This window comes from Streptomyces sp. NPDC091209, from assembly GCF_044757755.1.
GTDB lineage: Bacteria > Actinomycetota > Actinomycetes > Streptomycetales > Streptomycetaceae > Streptomyces.
Window position 1 is genome coordinate 1 of the sequence record NZ_JBIVVR010000012.1, and the last position, 16,876, is coordinate 16,876.

13 protein-coding genes and 1 pseudogene are annotated in these 16,876 nt (G+C 71.4%); 7 read left to right on the top strand and 7 right to left on the bottom strand.

Annotated elements, in window-relative coordinates; translation table 11 throughout:
• Together ACIQRL_RS30455 and sulP are read right to left on the bottom strand one after the other, a co-directional pair.
• A pseudogene (locus tag ACIQRL_RS30455) lies at nt 1-205 on the bottom strand (hypothetical protein); the annotation flags it as partial.
• A gap of 222 nt (nt 206-427) precedes the next feature.
• On the bottom strand, nt 428-2,227 hold the full coding sequence (gene sulP, locus ACIQRL_RS30460; protein ID WP_401337531.1) for a sulfate permease: 1,800 nt from the start codon (nt 2,225-2,227) through the stop codon (nt 428-430).
• A gap of 233 nt (nt 2,228-2,460) precedes the next feature.
• On the opposite strand from sulP, the gene ACIQRL_RS30465 reads away from it, so the two are divergent.
• Entirely contained in the window at nt 2,461-3,435 is a 975-nt protein-coding gene (locus ACIQRL_RS30465; RefSeq protein ID WP_401337533.1) for an Acg family FMN-binding oxidoreductase, read from the top strand.
• 182 nt (nt 3,436-3,617) lie between these two features.
• Here the strand turns inward: ACIQRL_RS30465 and ACIQRL_RS30470 are convergent, their stop codons facing one another.
• Nucleotides 3,618-4,880, bottom strand: coding sequence for an extracellular solute-binding protein (locus ACIQRL_RS30470; RefSeq protein ID WP_401337534.1), 1,263 nt, complete (start codon nt 4,878-4,880; stop codon nt 3,618-3,620).
• Nucleotides 4,881-5,121: 241 nt separating this feature from the next.
• Here ACIQRL_RS30470 and ACIQRL_RS30475 point away from each other — a divergent pair, with 241 nt between their 5' ends.
• Entirely contained in the window at nt 5,122-5,337 is a 216-nt protein-coding gene (locus ACIQRL_RS30475; RefSeq protein WP_261707589.1) for a dodecin, read from the top strand.
• Nucleotides 5,338-5,379: 42 nt separating this feature from the next.
• On the opposite strand, the gene ACIQRL_RS30480 is transcribed toward ACIQRL_RS30475, so the two are convergent.
• Nucleotides 5,380-5,871: a hypothetical protein gene (locus tag ACIQRL_RS30480; protein WP_401337797.1), complete on the bottom strand. Its 492-nt coding sequence runs from the start codon at nt 5,869-5,871 to the stop codon at nt 5,380-5,382.
• 328 nt (nt 5,872-6,199) lie between these two features.
• Here ACIQRL_RS30480 and ACIQRL_RS30485 point away from each other — a divergent pair, with 328 nt between their 5' ends.
• Nucleotides 6,200-7,579: a glycoside hydrolase family 43 protein gene (locus ACIQRL_RS30485; protein ID WP_401337536.1), complete on the top strand. Its 1,380-nt coding sequence runs from the start codon at nt 6,200-6,202 to the stop codon at nt 7,577-7,579.
• Nucleotides 7,580-7,609: 30 nt separating this feature from the next.
• On the top strand, nt 7,610-8,959 hold the full coding sequence (locus tag ACIQRL_RS30490; RefSeq protein WP_401337538.1) for a jacalin-like lectin: 1,350 nt from the start codon (nt 7,610-7,612) through the stop codon (nt 8,957-8,959).
• 69 nt (nt 8,960-9,028) lie between these two features.
• Here the strand turns inward: ACIQRL_RS30490 and ACIQRL_RS30495 are convergent, their stop codons facing one another.
• The 3 genes from ACIQRL_RS30495 to ACIQRL_RS30505 all read right to left on the bottom strand — a co-directional run bounded on the left by ACIQRL_RS30495 (nt 9,029) and on the right by ACIQRL_RS30505 (nt 11,905).
• Nucleotides 9,029-9,580 (bottom strand): RNA polymerase sigma factor, encoded by a 552-nt coding sequence (locus ACIQRL_RS30495; RefSeq protein WP_401337540.1) that lies wholly within the window; start codon nt 9,578-9,580, stop codon nt 9,029-9,031.
• 297 nt (nt 9,581-9,877) lie between these two features.
• On the bottom strand, nt 9,878-10,870 hold the full coding sequence (locus ACIQRL_RS30500; RefSeq protein ID WP_401337542.1) for an Acg family FMN-binding oxidoreductase: 993 nt from the start codon (nt 10,868-10,870) through the stop codon (nt 9,878-9,880).
• A gap of 123 nt (nt 10,871-10,993) precedes the next feature.
• Complete coding sequence (locus ACIQRL_RS30505; RefSeq protein WP_401337544.1) at nt 10,994-11,905, bottom strand: DUF1918 domain-containing protein; 912 nt, start codon at nt 11,903-11,905, stop codon at nt 10,994-10,996.
• Nucleotides 11,906-12,467: 562 nt separating this feature from the next.
• Between ACIQRL_RS30505 and ACIQRL_RS30510 the strand changes: the two genes are divergently transcribed.
• From ACIQRL_RS30510 to ACIQRL_RS30520, 3 genes are all read left to right on the top strand, one after another.
• The gene (locus tag ACIQRL_RS30510) at nt 12,468-13,343 is read left to right on the top strand and encodes a universal stress protein (RefSeq protein WP_401337546.1); all 876 of its coding nucleotides are present in this window, start codon (nt 12,468-12,470) and stop codon (nt 13,341-13,343) included.
• A 103-nt stretch (nt 13,344-13,446) separates the two neighbouring features.
• Nucleotides 13,447-14,922: an AAA family ATPase gene (locus ACIQRL_RS30515; protein WP_401337798.1), complete on the top strand. Its 1,476-nt coding sequence runs from the start codon at nt 13,447-13,449 to the stop codon at nt 14,920-14,922.
• 502 nt (nt 14,923-15,424) lie between these two features.
• Complete coding sequence (locus ACIQRL_RS30520) at nt 15,425-16,816, top strand: serine/threonine-protein kinase (protein ID WP_401337548.1); 1,392 nt, start codon at nt 15,425-15,427, stop codon at nt 16,814-16,816.
• Nucleotides 16,817-16,876 lie beyond the last annotated feature (60 nt).

A 16,876-nucleotide genomic window follows, 5' to 3' on the forward strand; every position in this document is an offset into this window, starting at 1 on the left:
TGGCGTAACCGAACCCGAAAGCCTTGTCGAGGAAGGCCCACAGGAAGACGAACCCGGTCAGCAGACGCAGACCGGCGAGGGCGTACGAGCCGACCGCCGTCACCGACGTGGTCACGGCCTCACCCGGCGCCTGTGCCGAACGGGTCCTGCGCAGCGACGGGAAGCGGAACCCTGCGGTCCGGTGGGACTGCTCGTGGACTGCCATGACAGTGATCCTTTCGGGGGAGCGAAGGACGAAGCCGAGCTGGTGCCCGACACGGCTCACTCTCCCGACACGGGGCACCGTGCGCCGGGTGCCGTAGGGCCGTGACCGCGGGCCGAACGGCCCTTTCCTGCAAGCCTTGTCGGTCTCACCGCTGTGGGCCGGACCATCCTGGGCAGCCTGCGGGCCCGGCTTCGTCCGTACGTCGCCCGGGCGGGAGGCACGCTAGTTCTCGCTCGGGCCCGGACGGCCCATGTCATGGCTGTCGCGGGGACGTTCACCGTCGACGCCATTCGCACGGCGCTGTTGGCCGTCGAGGCGCCGCCACTCCTCGTACGCCGCGACTGCCGTGGGCAGCGTGGGAAAGATCAAGTCGGCACCGACGGACTCCGTCAGCCCGTACACGTCGAGGTCATGGCGGAGGTCCTGCTTGACGCGGGCCAACGCGAAGACGATGCCGCGACGCTTCAGCTCCCGGCGCACGTCGTCGACGGCGTCTAGGGCGGTGATGTCCACCTCGACATTGGCCTCGGCGTTCAGCACGAACCAGCCGACGGGTCCCCGGTGTGCGCGGACCGCCGCCAGGGCACGCCTTCTGAAGTCCTCGGCGTTGGCGAAGAACAGCGGTGAATCGTAGCGGTAGACGACCAGTCCGGGCACTGTGCGGGCCTGCGGGTAGTCGTCCACGCTGTGCATGCCGGCGAGGCCCGGCACCAGCCCTTCGACCGCGTCGTGCGGGCGGGCCACCCTGGTGAGCATCTCCGCGACCGAGAGTCCCACCGCCACCAGGACGCCGTACAGGATGTCCAGGGCCAGCACCCCGAGGAGGCAGCCCACCGCCAGCAGCAGTTCCCGGCGTCTGAAGGCGGCCAGCCGCCGGAACCCGGCGAAATCCATCATGCGGACGGCGGCGTAGACCACCAAGGCACCGAGCACGGTCGCCGGGGTGTACGTGAGCAGGGGACTGAGGAACAGCAGGACGGCCAGGACGACGCCGGCCGCGACGAGGGAGTACGCCTGGGTGCGGCCGCCCGCCGAGTCGGCGAGGGCGGTGCGGCTCGCGCTGCCGCTCACCGGGAACCCGTGCAGCACTCCCGCGCCGAGGTTCGCGGCGCCGAGCGCCAACAGCTCCTGGTTGGGGTCGAGTTCGGCGTCGTCGACCGTGAACGCACGCGCGGTGAGGATGACGTCGGTGTAGCCGACGAGGAGCACACCGAGTGCCGGCAGGACCAGCCGGGCCAGGTCGTGGGGATCCGGCAGCGCCGGGGTGGGCAGCCCCGCCGGCACCTCGCCGATGACGGCGATGCCGTGCGCGTCGAGACCGGACACCGCGACCACCGCGGTGCCGAGCACCAGGGCGAGCAACGGGCCCGGGATGGTGCGGGAGACGTGCGGCACCGCGAAGAGGAAGGCGATCGCCACGGCGGAGAAGACCACGGTGGCGGAGTCGGCCTGCCCCAGACGCCGTGCGAAGGAGAGGAGTTGGGGGAAGAACGCGGAGCCGGTCGTCGGCACACCGGTCAGTTTGGGCAACTGGTCGACGATCATGATGAGCGCCACGCCTGTCATGTAGCCGACCAGGATCGGCCGGGACAGGAGGTCGGCCAGGAAGCCGAAGCGGGCCACCCTGGCCGCCAGGAACAGCAGACCGACCACGACCGCGAGGGCGGCGGCGAGCACGGCGTAGCGACCCGCGTCACCGGCGGCGAGCGGCCCCACGACGGTGGCCGTCATCAGGGCGGTCGTCGACTCGGGACCCACCGACAGCAGCCGCGACGAGCCCAGCAGCGTGTAGAGGAGCAGGGCCGGGAGGATCGCCCACAGCCCGGCGACCGGAGGCAGCCCTGCCAGGCCCGCGTACGCCATGACCTGTGGAACGAGATACGCCGCGACCGTCACCCCGGCCAGCAGGTCGCCGCGCAGCCACGCGCGCCGGTATCCCGCCAGCACGGCGATTCCGGGGACCAGTCGCCCCGCGGAAGCCTGCCGTCGTATCCCTGCCTCCACAGCGTCGCGCACGGGCATGGCGCTCCTTTCGTCACGCGCACAGCATCCCCTCCCACCTGCCCCTCGTGCGAACATGATCGGCCTCATCGCGGCCGCTGGACCCACCGGTGCCGGGCGGTCACCGCTGGATCGGCCATCGCGTACCCGTTCAGCCGGGGCGTGGGGCCGGTCGGCCCCTTAGCGTCCGATCGCCGTGGCCGCAGGCTGAGGAGATACGCACGCCCACAGACCTCGTCCGGCAGGAGGACCTCATGTCTTCGACCTATCCGGACTCGTCGACGGTGGAGACTCTCATCTCGGCCGCCATCGCGGCACCTTCGATGCACAACACGCAGCCGTGGCGCTTCCGTCTCGCCGCGGAGTCGCTCACCGTGGAGATCCACGCGGCCCCTGAGCAGGGGTTGCCCCAGGAGGATCCCCGGGGCCGCGCCCTGCACATCGCGGCGGGCGCGGCCTTGTTCAACCTTCGGGTCGCGGTGACGCATCTCGGCTGGAAGCCGGTTTCCCGCCTGCTCCCCGATCCCCACGATCCCGGGTTGCTCGCGTCCGTCCGGATCACGCAGCGGGCGAGTCCCCGCGCGGTGCACGGAGTCGAGCTGTACGACGCGATCTGGCGGCGGCACAGCAGCCGGTTCCCCTTCACCGACAGGGCGGTGCCCGCCGGCATCCTGCACGACCTCGTGGAAGCCGCCCAGATCGAGGGCGCCGAGCTGGCCGTGGCCGCCCCGGGCGAGGCGGGGCGACTGCTGCGGGTCACCGCGGAGGGGGAACACCGCAACCACGCCGACCCGTACCGCAGCGCCGAAAGCCGTCGTTGGACCGGCCGGGACGAAGCCGATGGCACCGGCATTCCGTCCGCGGCCCTCGGACCGCAGGACGCCTTCGAGCAGCTGCCGATGCGCGACTTCTCCGCGCAGCGCTCCATGGAGCGGTTGCCCGCCCGGCCGTTCGAACGCACCCCTACCCTGGTCTCCCTGGCCACGGGGCACGACCGGCGCTCCGACTGGCTGCGCGCCGGTCAGTCGCTCCAGCACGTGCTTCTGGTCGCGACCGTCCACGGTCTGCGCAGCTCGCTTCTCCACCAGGCTCTGGAGTGGCCCGACCTGCGCGAGGAACTGCGCAGCCCGATCGCACCCTTCGACCACGTCCAGATGCTCGTCCGGCTCGGTTACGGCCCGGACGGCCCCGCTACTCCCCGCCGCCCCCCACCCCCGTTCCCGGCCTAAGGGCTGCGCTTTCGGCCGTTTCGGATGGACGGGAACCGGTGATCCCGACGAATCCGGCTTCCTCGTAGAGGTGGACGCCGGGTGCCGGCCTGCCGTTCGTACCGGGGAACGGACGGGGCCCGCCCCGTGCCTGGGCAGGACGGGCGAGGCGGCCGTTCAGGCTGGGCGCCGGAGAGCGTCCCTCATTGCCCGTCGGCCGTCAGGATGGCCGTGATGCGGTCGGAGGCACGCCGGGCCTCCGTCGCCGGGTCGGCTCCGCCGAGGATCCTCGTCATGCATTCCTTGATCGGGTTCTTCGCCTCGACGGCGGCCCATTGGGGTGACGACGGCGTCGCCCGGCCCTGCGCGGCGCCCGCCGCCATGGCCGCGACCCCCGCCTCGCCCGCCACGACGTGGGCGAGCGTCTTCTTGTTGGGCACGTACTTCATCGTCCGGGCCAGCTCGGTCTGCCACTTGGCGCCGGCCAGGGCGGCGACGACGGCGGTGGCTCCGGGACGGTCGTCGGTGTTCTCGGGCACCACGAGATCGGAGCCGCCGGTGAACACCGCGCCGGGCTTCGCGGCCGTCCTGCCGGGGACCGGGAAGAAGCCCAGCCTGCCCTTGAGGTCCGGGTTGGCCCGCTCGATGGCCTGGACGAGGCCGGGAACGGCCACGATCTGCGCGACCCGGCCCTTGGCGAACACCCCTGACTGCGGCGGGTGTTCCTCGTCGGCGCCCGCCGGTCCTTCGCCGAGTCCCTGAAGGCGCCGGTAGAAGTCCATGCCGCGCAGGGCGGCGGGCGTGCCGAGCGTGCCCTCCCAGTGCCCGTAGCCCGAGTCCCGGGCGAGGTCGCCGCCCTCGTCCCAGATGAACCCGGAGAGCGTGTACCAGTCCTGTCCGGCCAGATAAATACCCTGGTTGCCACCGGAGTTGAGCCGCTCGGTGTCCGTGAGCCACTGTTCGCGGGTCTTCGGCGGCTGCTCGATGCCGGCCCCCGCGAACAGGTCCTTGCGGTAGATGACGACGCGGTTGGCCGCGTACCACGGGATGCCGTACTGGTGGGATCCGAACCGGCCGGGTGCGGCGAGGCCCGGCAGCCAGTCGTTCATGTCCCAGTCGCGCATCGACTCCAGGGTCATGTCGCTCAGGCCGCCCCCGTCGACGTACTGCGCGACCTGGGTGTTGCCGACCTCGATGACATCGGGTGCGGCCTGGTCGTCCCGCTTGAGCGCCGCCTGGACCTTCTCACCGATCCCGGTCCACTCCTGGATGCGGATGTCGAGCCGGAGGCCTCCGTGCCTCCGCTCGAAGTCATCGGTGAAGCGCTTCAGGAAATCCTTGGAGGCGCTGTCCTTCATCAGCCACACCGTGACGGTCCGCCGGTGCGCGCCCGTGCCGGGGAGGGTGCCGCAGGCGCTGAGCAGGGAGGCGGTGACGCAGACAACGGCGAAAAGGCGGCGTTTCACGTTCACGAGGGTCCTGTTCTGTCTGGCGGACAGGGGCAAGGGCCCGACGTGGGGGACGAGCCGGTCGCTCGAACGGGCGTCTGGAGTTTGGTATGGACCAATCCGCTCCGTCAAGGGCCCACCGTCACCCGATGTCACTCGACGTCACCCGGGCCACCCCCGCCGTCTCGCGGAGCGCCACTCCCTGGGGCACCGTGGAATGACGCCTGGCACTCGCGCCACGGCGGAGAGGAGCACCCGCATGTCCGACCACACCTACCGGGTCACCGAGATCGTCGGGACCTCCCACGAAGGCGTCGACCAGGCCATTCGCAATGGGATCACCCGGGCCTCGCAGACCCTGCGCAACCTCGACTGGTTCGAGGTCACACAGGTCAGGGGCCAGATCGAGAACGGCCGGATCGAGCACTACCAGGTCGGCCTCAAGCTCGGTTTCCGGCTGGAGGACGCCGACTGACCCGACCCGCGCCGCACGGGTCCCCCACCCTCCGGCAACCCCTCAGGTCCGCCCCTCCCGCCCCTGCGCGTCCTTCAGCGCCGCCGACGCGGCCGCCCACCGTGCCCGTACGACCGTGAAGCCGGCCCGCTCCGCCTCCTCGCAGACGAATTCGTCGTCGTCGACGAGGACCCGGATCTCCCGGTCCCGGGCGAGCCGGCGAAGGACCTCCAGCTTGGTGCGGCGGGCGGGCCTGCGGTCGTCGTTGCGCCGCATCCAGATGCGCCCCTCGGGCAGGCCGTGCGCGGCCAGCCAGTCGACGGTCGCCCGCCGGCAGCGCTCGGGCCGCCCCGTCAGATAGACCACCTCGCACTCCCGCGCGCTGCTCCGCGCCAGCGCGACGCCCTCCGCGAGCGGCGGGTCCTCGGACGCCGCGGCGAAGAACCCGTCCCAGTCCCGCGGCGTCCGCTCCAGGAACCGCTGCCGGTGCGCGGTGTCCGCGAGAGTGCCGTCCAGGTCGAACACCGCGAGTGGCCTGCCGCTCTGCTCCTTCACGTCCTTCACGCGGACCAGCCTAGACAGCGGCACCGACAACGGGCGGGGCACCATCGCCGGGCCCCGTGCGTGAACACGCTCAACTTCCGTCCCTGCGGGCCCTGTTCACACCACCCGGCAAGCCCTTACCGTAAAGCCTCGCACAGCATGTCGCACGGCGTTTGACATTTCGAACAGAGGGGTGCGGTGGAGGGACGCCACCGCCCCGCTCCTCGGCGTGCGGAGATCCGGGTGAACCACCCGCCCCGCACCGGCGTGCCGTCCCTCACCTGTGACGACGGAACCGTCACGGCCTGGTCATGACCCCATGAGCATCGAGGAGACCGGCATGAACGACAGGCCCCTTCACCCCTCCCGGCGCGTCGCCCTGGGCGCGATGGCGGGCCTCGCCGCCGCCTTCGCCGTCGGCACCCCGGCAGCCCGCGCCGCGGCCGCAACCGCTTACGTGATGGGCTACTTCACCGAGTCCCCGAACGGCGACGGAGCGGACTACGGCCTTCATCTGGCCGTCAGCACCGACTCCCTCCAGTGGACGCCGCTGAACCAGAACAAGCCCGTCGTGACCCCGGCGGGCGGAACCGGCGGTCTGCGCGACCCGTTCGTCCTGCGCAGGCAGGACGGCACCTTCGTGGTCCTGGCCACCGACCTCAAGGGCACCGACTGGAGTCTGCAGAGCCAGTACATCCACGTCTGGGACTCGGCCGATCTGCGGTCCTTCAGCGGCTACCGCCGGCTGAAGCTGCACGACATGGCCACCCACAGCTGGGCTCCCGAGGCCTACTGGGACGCCGGGCGGGGCCAATACGGGATCATCTACTCCGCCGTCGACTCCAGCGGCCACAACGTCATCATGGTCAACTACACGACCGACTTCATCACGGCCTCGGCGCCGCAGGTCTTCTTCGACCCCGGCTACGACGTGATCGACGGTGATCTGGCCGTGGGCGTCAACGGCGTCAACTACCTGTATTTCAAGAAGGACCAGACCCTGGTGGGCGCCAGATCGACGTCCCTGGACCCCGGCAGCTTCACCGTGTTCAGCACCCCGGTCGCGCACGGCGGCACCGAGGCCCCGATCCTCATCAAGGCGCAGGCGAACGGGACTTGGTTCCTCTGGGGTGACACCTACACCCCCAACGGGGTGTTCTACGCCTGGCGGTCCGCCGACCTCGCGAGCGGCACCTGGACGGCGGTCGACCAGCGCCTGTACACACAGCCGCTCAACTCCAAGCACGCGGGCATCCAGCCGATCACCACGACGGAGTACGACAACCTCCTCGCCAAGTGGGGCGCTCCGGCCTGGAACCGGCTCAAGTCCTACAACTATCCGGCGCGTTACGTCCGGCACTCCAACTACGTCGGCCGGATCGACGAGTACCCCTTCGACCCGTACACGGACTCGCAGTGGACGCTGGTGCCGGGACTCGCCGACACGGCGGGCCTCTCGTTCCGTTCGGTCAACTACCCCACGCGCTATCTGCGCCACAGCAACTACCAGATGGCGCTCGACGCCAACGACGGGACGACGGTGTTCGCGCAGGACGCCACGTTCTACCGGACAGCGGGCCTCGCCGACACGTCGTGGTCATCCTTCCGCTCCTACAACCACCCGGACCGTTACCTCAGGCACGCAGACTACGTGCTGCGCATCGATCCGATCTCCACCTCCACCGACAAGGCCGACGCCACCTTCTCGGTCGGTTCTTGACGTCCCTTCGTCCCCAGGAGACAACCCCCGATGTCCCCTCTCCGCAGACTTCTCGCCGGTGCCGCGGCGGCAGCCGCCGCACTCGGCGGACTCACCCTGGCCGCGCCCCCCGCCACGGCCGCCGACTCGGGCACGTTCAGTGTGCTCAGCTACAACGTCGCCGGGCTGCCCGACGGCATCTCCAGCGCCCCGACCCCCCGCGCGTCCAGCACCACGGCGATCGGCGGGCTCATCGCCCCCTACGACATCGTGCATGTCGAGGAGGACTTCAACTACCACGCGGCCCTGTACGCGGCCGACACCGCGCACCCCTACCGCACCCCCACCAGCGGCGGCGCCGGCGTCGGCAGCGGCCTCAACACCCTGTCGAAGATCTCCTACGACACCGACGACTTCGAGCGGGTCGGCTGGAACTCCTGCCAGGTCGACTCCGGCGACTGCCTCACGCCCAAGGGCTTCACGTTCATGCGGGAACGCCTCGCCGAGGGCGTCTACGTCGACTTCTACAACCTGCACACCAACGCGGGCACCAACGACGGCGACCTCGCCTCCCGCGCCGACAACCTGAGCCAGCTCACCGCGTTCATCGGCACCCATTCCGCGGGCAACGCCGTCGTCGTGATGGGCGACACGAACACCCGCTACACCCGCTCCGGCGACACCATCGCCGAGTTCGACGCCGCCAACGGGCTGACGGACGCCTGGGTCCAGCTCGTTCGCGGTGGCACCCCGCCGGCCAAGGGAAGCGACGCGCTCGTCTGCGACCAGAGCGGCACCACCGTGCCCAACACCTGCGAGGTCGTCGACAAGATCCTCTACCGCAGCAGCAAGCTCGTCACGCTCGACGCGACGAGCTACAACAACGAGCACACCCGCTTCCTGACCTCCGACGGCCTGATGCTCTCCGACCACGACCCGATCACCGCGTCGTTCACCTGGTCGCGCAACACGGCCTTCCAGCTCAGCGACCAGTTCGGCGGACCGCACGGCGACTACTTCAACGACCTCGCCGCGGTACCGGCCGGTGCCCGCGCGACCACCGTCTCGCTGAGCAGCGGAGCACGGGTCGACCGGATGGGACTGACACTGAGCGACGGCACCACGTTCGCGCACGGCGGCACCGGCGGCACCACCGCCTCACTGACGCTGGGCAGCACCGAGTACGTCACCTCCGCGCAGCTCTGCGAGGGCGTGAAGGACAGTCACACCCGCATCTTCTCCACGAAGTTCACCACGAACCTCGGCCGCACCCTGGCCGGCGGCACGACGACGTCGGACTGCGTGACCCGCACCGCACCGACCGGCCGGCAGATCGCCGGATTCCACGGCCGCGCGGGCGACGAGGTCGACAAGATCGGCTTCATCTACACCCAGCGCTGACCGGACGACAGGCACAGGGCCCGTTCTCCGCCGAGCCCCGACGGACTCGGCGGAGGACCCGGCCGCACGTCAGGAGGCGTCGGACAGCCAGGGCCTGACCTTCCTGCGCGCCTCGTGCAGACGGGACTTGAGCGTGCCGAGCGGAATGCCGACGCGTTCGGCGACCTCCGCGTACTCCAGCTGGCAGATGTCGCGGTAGACCAACGGCGCGACCAGATGGGGGTGTTCGCGCTCCAGGCGCTCCAGCGCCTCCAGGAGGTCGATCTTCGAACCCGCGATGACACTCGTGGTGCGCGGATCGACGTACCGCGCCGTGTCGATCGTCTCCGGCCGCTCGGCGGCACGCCGCTTCAGCTCGCGGTACTTCTGCCGGGCGCAGTTGGCGACCACCGTGTACAGCCAGGTACTGAAGCGGCTGCGGCCCTCGAACGTCGTGATCTTCCGCGCCACTTGGAGGAGAACGTCCTGGGCCGTCTCCTCCGCGTCCTCGCGGCAGGGCAGAAACCGTCCGCACCGCCGCACGACCTCGGGCCGGACCTGGTGGAGCAGGGCGTCGAGTGCCGTCCGGTCTCCGGCGGCCGCCCGCAGGGCCAGCTCCTCCGTCTCCGCCGCGTCCCCCACCGGGCGCTCCCCTCGATGTCGATCAGAGGCCAGGATGATAGCCGAACGCCTCTCCAGCACGACTTCGAGGGCAGGGACACCGCAGTGCCCGGCTCGTCCGCTGCCCTGACGTTCGCTCGCGGTCAGGGGTAGGCGGTCGTGGTCGGACACGGCCACGGGCAGGCCGTCATGGTCGGACCCGGCTCCCCATCCGCCGGGCCGCCGACGCCGCACCGGTATCGGGCGCGACACCGGTGCCGCGCACTCTGCGGTGGCCCGGCGGTGGTTCCCCGCCGTTCCCCGCCGTTCCGGGGCGCGTCAGGGCCGGAACTCGAGTACGTCCGAGACCGGACGGCGCGGTGCGCCCGGACCGTCAGGGCCGTATCCGAGGCGCAGCACCATCTGTACGTCGCCCTTCCCCGACACCGGGTCGCGAAGCGGCCAGCGCAGGTCGGTCCACTCCAGTGCCTGCGTGGCGAATGAGCTGGACAGGCCCTCGATGGTGGCCAGCAGCAGTACTCGCTCCATGGCCTGTCCGGCGCGCAGCCAGTCCGCCGGACGGTCTTCGGCCGTGCTGATGAGAGCGAGTTGAGGGGAGCGCTCGAACTGGCTCGTCTCGCGATGCGCCAGGGGCTCGTCCCCGGCGAAGTCGCGCATCGGAGCCCTGCCGCCGTGCTTGACCGGACCGAACGCGTACTCCGGGACCCCGTCGGAGGCGGTGGTCCCGGCAGGGGAGTCGAGACGGGTCCATGCGGCCAAGTCCTCGCTGCTGCCCGGGTCGGCCAGGTTGCGCGCCTCGCCCTCCTCGATCAGTTCCAGTACTTCCTCCAGCCGCCATACGTCGGGAAACTCCAGGACGGCTCCCTCACGGTGGGCCGCGTCACCGAGCGCCGTACGGATGGCCTCGGGAATCTCCGTCGCGTCGAACGGGAAGCGGCTGGTGTGCCGCCTGTGTATCGCCGGGTACAGCGCGGCGAGGTCGCTCTCGCCCGGGCCCGAGTCGGTCAACTGCACGGCCGCGAGCAGTCCTGGATCAGCCGGGTCGGGCAGCAGCCGGGTCACCGGGAACCGGCCCCCGTGCACCGCCGCGACCCGCAGGTTCAGCAACGCCGCTCCACAACCGATGTGAAGGCCCCGGGTGTCGGGGTCGACGTGCGGCATGGTGCGGTCGAAGTCGGCCCGCACGTGTACCGTGCGGCTGCCCTGGAAGTAGGCGAAGCGCCAGGGCTGTGCGTTGTGCATCGACGGGGCGGCGGCAGCGTCGTGGACCAGGGCCGCCACCCACTCGTCGGTCGGTGTCCGAGGGTTCACGGGAACTTCCCTTCGCGAGTCGGCGGCCCCGGGGGACGGGACCGTACTTCGGTAGTCCGGTCAGTGGTCGTCGGGATCCAGTGCGCGCCTGCGGGCTCCGGCGAGCGACCGTCCCGCGACCCGTCAGTGATCGGCCGCGGTGATGCGACGCCCGGTGATGCGCCCGATGCGGATAGACACCCACATCGGACGGTCACCTCCCGCCCATGGCCCGGTGTGGGCACGGTCGGCCAGCCGTCGCACGGCCTCGGGTTCCGTGACGCCCGACGCGGCACCGACGACGAGCACGCTCCAGCCCTGGCTCATCGCCTCGTCCAGATGGTCGACCTCGAACGCGACCTCCGTTCCGACCGCCTTCGCCACCACTGATCCGGGAGCGGTCCGGAGGGTGATCGCGTCGTCCACGACCTCGTAGTTCACCGGGACGACCGATGGGCCTTCGGGGCCCGACACCGCGATGCGGCCCACACCGTGCGTGGAAAGCCGGGCGCGGCATTCGTCGGGTTCCAGGTCCCGCAACCGGGCGTGAAGGAGCGCCTGCCCTCGGCCGGGCGGCAGGTCACCGCCGCCTCCGCGCAGTGCCTCGAGGCTGACGCCGAGCGCGTCGGCCAGTCTGATGAGACTCGCCAGGCTCGGATCGGCGTGACGTTCTTCGAGATATGCCAAGTAGTCCGGCGCCATTCGCGCGCGACGTGCTGTCTCGGTCCGGGTCAGCCCCTGCCGCTCTCGCTCGGCGGTGAGGCGCCGGCCGATGTCGCCGGGGTTGGGGGGCTCGTGCCGTGAGCTCATGGCGGCCGCACCATTCGGTTCCTCCCCCGGCCGGGAGGTGTCGGGGGGCCCGGGCGCGTGCTCAACGGGACGGACACGGGCGTCGGGCCCGGGAAAGACCAGGGTCACCTCGTCCGTGTCCGACCAACGCACGTCGTAGGGAGGTGCGCCATCGGGATGGTGGAGTCCGACGATCTCTCCGTCGCGCCTGGCGGCGCCGGTCGTCACGCTTTCGATGACGAGGTGATCTCCGAGGTGAGCTCGCATGATCGCCTCCGCTTCCTGAAGAGAGGGTGGTGAAGCCAACGTGGCACGCGCGGGACGACGCCGCATGTGACGCCGCCCGGACGTGTCCCGGGCGAGAGCCGACAACGCGTCGCCGTGAGCACGCGAGGTGCACCCCGGCCCGGACGCACGCCTCGACCCGGTGGGACGGGTGCCGCGGCGGTTCCGCGCCGGTGGACGAGTCGTCCCGGCGCGACGGACGGGCAGCGGACGGTCATGTGCGGTATGCGCTCATGCCCTGGCCTCCAGAAGTCGCCGGTCGGGTTCCCTTCCACGATCGGACGGTCCGTGGCTCCCGGTCAAAGGGCCGAAGGTCCCGGGACCACGGCCCCAGGGGAAGCCTCACTCCGCCCACCCGGTCCTCGCGACGGGACTCTGCGTCGGCGTGAACCCTGCTCCGCCAAGGACCGGCGGGTTCCGCACGGGACCTGGCGGTACCTCCTCGCCTTGCCGAGAAGAGGCCGTCGGCGGCATACGGGCGCAGGCTGGACGAGGGGACACGTTCATCGTCACTCCAGCTTCGTACGAGACGGAGACAGCCGCCATGGAGCCAGCCATCACCGTGGGCCTCGACGGCTCACCCGAGAGCCTTGCCGCCGCCCACTGGGCCGCAGAAGAAGCCCAGCGGCGGCAGCTCACACTGCGCCTGCTGCACGCATGGCCCCTGCTGGTGCCCGAACCGGCCCGTCTTCCCGCGGAGGTGGATCAGAACTACTGGGCGAAGCGCATCGTCGACAACGCGCTGTCGGAACTCCAGGCACGCTACCCGGGGCTCTCCGTCGTCGGAGAGCTGGTCGCGGACGACGCCCAGCAGGCACTGCTGAAAGCTGCCGCGGAGTCCGAGATGATCGTGCTCGGCTCGCGCGGTCTGGGATACGTCGAGAGCTACTTCCTGGGCGACATCAGCATGCCCGTCGTGGCTCGGGCCGAGCATGCGGCGGTCCTGATCCGCGCGGAAGCGCGCGGGGCGAGCCCGCAGCCCACGCCCCGTACGGCAGCCCCCGTGGTTGCTGCCCTCCAACTGCACGGCCCGTGCGAGGACGTGCTCTCCTTCGCGTTCGTCACCGCGGCGGTGTGGAGCGCCCCCCTGCGGGTCGTCCACGGCCGGAGCCTGCCGGTGCATGCACACGCGCCCTGGGGCTTTGACCACGGCGTGGCCGAGGAGATCACCCAGGAGGCCCGGGAGCAGATGCACCAGGCACTCCGCGGATGGCGTGAGAAGTTCCCCGGTGTAGAGGTGACGGATGTGGTGCGGCTCGAAAGTCCCGCCAAGGCCGTCCTGCGGGAGGCCGAGAGTGCCGGACTGCTGGCGGTCGGCCGACGCCGGCACCATCCTGCCCCGACGGGCCGGCTGGGGCCCGTGGCCCAGGCCGCCGTCCATCACGCCCGCTGCGCTGTCGCCGTCGTCCCCCATGACTGAGCCCGACCGCACAGGGGAACCGGCGGAGGCGGTCCATCGGACCGACGCGTCCGTGCTCCGTACCGGCACGGGCTCAGGCGTTCCGCCGCTCCCCCGCGCAGAGGTGCGCGAGACCCATTCCGCGATCGTGTTCCTCGTCGGCGACCGCGCCTACAAGGTCAAGAAGCCGCTCGATCTGGAGTTCCTCGACTACACGACCGTCACGGCTCGACGGACCGCGTGCGAGCGGGAGATCTCGCTCAACCGACGCTTCGCTCCCGATGTCTACCTGGGCCTGGGGGAGGTCCGCAGCCCGGACTCCGACGTGCCCGAGCCCGTCGTCGTGATGCGGCGCATGCCGGCGGAGCGCCGCCTCTCCCGCCTCGTACGGGAAGGGGCCGAGGTCGACGACGCGCTGCGCGCCGTCGCCCGGCAGCTCGCGACGCATCACTCCGATGCGCACCGCGACCGGGAAGTGGACGAACAGGGCACGCGCGACGCCCTGTCGGCCCGCTGGGAAGCCGGATTCTCACAGGTCCGCGCGTCGGCCGACGACGGTCCGGTGCCGGACGGCGTGGAGGAGGTCGAACGGCTGGTGCGCCGCTATCTGGCCGGCCGCGAGCGGCTCTTCGCGTCGCGCATCGCGCAGGGGCGGGTGGTGGACGGTCACGGCGACCTGTTGACCGAGGACATCTTCTGCCTCGACGACGGTCCCCGCGTTCTGGACTGTCTGGAGTTCGACGACCCCCTGCGCTACGTCGACGGCCTCGACGACGCCGCGTTCCTGGCCATGGACCTGGAACAGCTCGGCGCCCAGGACGCCGCGGCGTACTTTCTCGCTCAGTACACCGAATACTCGGGCGACCCCGCACCGCCTTCCCTGATGCACCACTACGTCGCGTACCGTGCCTTCGTCCGGGCGAAGGTCTCCCTGATCCAGGCCCGCCAAGGCGCAACGGGCGCGCGCACGGCCGCGGGCCGGCTGGTGTCGACGGCTCTGCGCCACCTGCGCACCTCCGCCGTCGGACTCACGCTCGTCGGCGGTCTGCCCGGCAGCGGCAAGTCCACTCTCTCCGGCGCGCTGGCCGATCGCCTCGGCGTCACGCTGCTGAGCAGCGATCGTCTCCGCAAGGAGCTGGCCGGAATCCCGGCGGAGAAGTCGGCGGCGGCCGGATACGGCGAAGGGCTCTACAGCCCGGAGTGGACCGCCAGGACCTACGCGGCCCTCCTGGACCGCGCCTCCGTCCTGTTGTCCGCGGGCGAGTCCGTCGTCCTGGACGCGAGCTGGTCCGCCGCCGGCCTGCGCGCAGCCGCCCGGCAGACGGCGGAACGCACCAGCGCCGACCTGGTGGCCCTGCACTGCCAGGTGCCGGAGGACGTCACCGCCAGCCGTCTGAACACCCGCGGTACCGGGGTGTCCGACGCCGACCTCGGCGTGGCCGCCGCGATGGCGGCGGCGGAGCCGCCGTGGGACGACGCCGTCGCCATCGACACCGACGGTCCTCTGGAGGCCGCGGTCGCCCAGGCCCTCGCAGCCGTACGGCCGTACGGCAACCGCCAGGCACCGGTCTTCCGCCGCCCCTACATGGAGCCGGGCTGAGAGCCGGACCGGCCGGACCGACGGCGAGGACACACCGTGCACGGCCGGCTCGGCGGCCCTGATCACTCGCGGCTCCCGCACGGCCCGACAGCGGCGGGAAGGTGGCCACGGTTGCCGCCGGCCGGACCACGGAACCGAGCCGGACCCCCGCCACCGCCAGGGGCGTGTCAGGCGACGAACTGGCCCGGTACGCTTCAGTGGTTCGAGCGCTGCCAGGAGCAGCAGCCCTCAGACGGACCGCGGCCACGGCGTGGCGCTCGTGGTTTCCGCCCCGCCCTGGAGAGCACATGCCCGTTGGTGAACACAGGATGCGTAAGCCTTCACGGACGCGGCCGACCGGACACGACCGCTGTGAACACCTCTCTCGGCGTCGAGGGACCGGGAACACGTGCCGACACGTGCCTCAGGCGCGTTCGTCCGGCTTCGCGGGCGGAGCGAGGACGGCGAGCCGGGACGACCGCGGCCGTACCCACCGGTCGACGAGCCGTTCGGCGGGGCGTCCGTGCTGAGGGATCCCCTCGATCGGATCGGCCGCTACCGTCCGGAACGGCGCCTGGGCGCCGGTGGTTTCGGCGTGGTCTGGCTCGCCCATGACGACGTCCTCGACGCGACCGTCGCGGTCAAGGTGCTCTCCGAGAACTGGATCGACCGCCTGGACATCCGGGAACGCTTCCTCGCCGAGGCCCGGCTGCTGCGCAAGGCCGACTCGAACCGGGTCGTCCAGGTCTACGACATCGGTGAACTCCCTGACGGCAGGCCCTACTTCGTCATGGAGTACGCCGACGGGGGCACCCTCGCCGACCGGATCGAGGCCGGACGGCTGCCCGTCGCCGAGGCGCTGCGCCTGACCGCCCTGGCCGCGCGGGGCGCGGCGGCGCTCCACGAGGCCGGGATCGTGCACCGCGACATCAAACCGTCCAACGTGCTGCTGCGCACCACGCCCGGCGGAGCCGACCGGGTGCTGCTGGCCGACCTCGGGCTCGCCAAGAGCCTGGCCCAGGCCTCCGGGCTCACGATCGCGGCGGGTTCGGCCGGCTACACCCCGCCCGAGCAGGCGGAACCCGGCTCCGGGATCGACGCGCGGGCCGACGTGTACAGCCTGGGCGCCCTCGGCCACCATCTCCTCACCGGTTCGGTCCCGGGCCCGCCCGGCAAGGTCGAACGCCCCGACCGGCTCCGTACGGACGTCGGCCCGGACGTCGGGCGGGCGCTGCTGCGCGCCATGGAACCGGACCGGGAGCGGCGCTGGCCGACCGCGGCCGCCTTCGCCGAGGAGCTGGACCGGCTGGCCGAGGAGGTCGCGGACGGGAGCGTCCCCGCGCCCCGGAGGCGTCGGCGCACCGCGCTCCTGACGCTGACCGGCGTCGTCCTGGCCTGCGCCGTCGGCGCCGCCGCCGTACTGCTGGCCCGCGAACCCGCCGCGAAGTCCCTCCGGGTCACGGACGAAACGGGCCGGATCACGGTGGAGATCCCGGCCGCCTGGGGCGGGCAGGTGCGCGACTCCGGGTGGAATCCACGGGCCCTGGGACTCCAGGACGGCGCGGAACCCGGCCTCGTCGTCGCGAACCACCTGGATCGCTGGCAGGACCTCGGCTCCGGCGTCGACGGAGCCTTCGTCGGACTCAGCGATCACGGTGACGTGGCGGGCGAGGTCCGCGCCATCACGCACCCCGGATGCCACTACGCCGGAAGCCGCGCCTACTCCGGCGCGCGCTGGCACGGACTGATACGGACCTGGGACGGCTGCCCGGGCGACCACGGGTCCCTCACCGAAGCGGCGCTCACCTCGGCGGGCGGCGGCGGACAGCCCCAGGTGTACGTCCAGATCCGCCAGGAGAGCGGCGACGGCGACACGGCCGACGGTGTCATCGGCTCCGTACGGCTCAAGGGCTGATCCTGGGCAGGCGGTTGGCGGTCCCGGTGGAATTCGTCGGCGGTCCCGCGAACTTTTCGG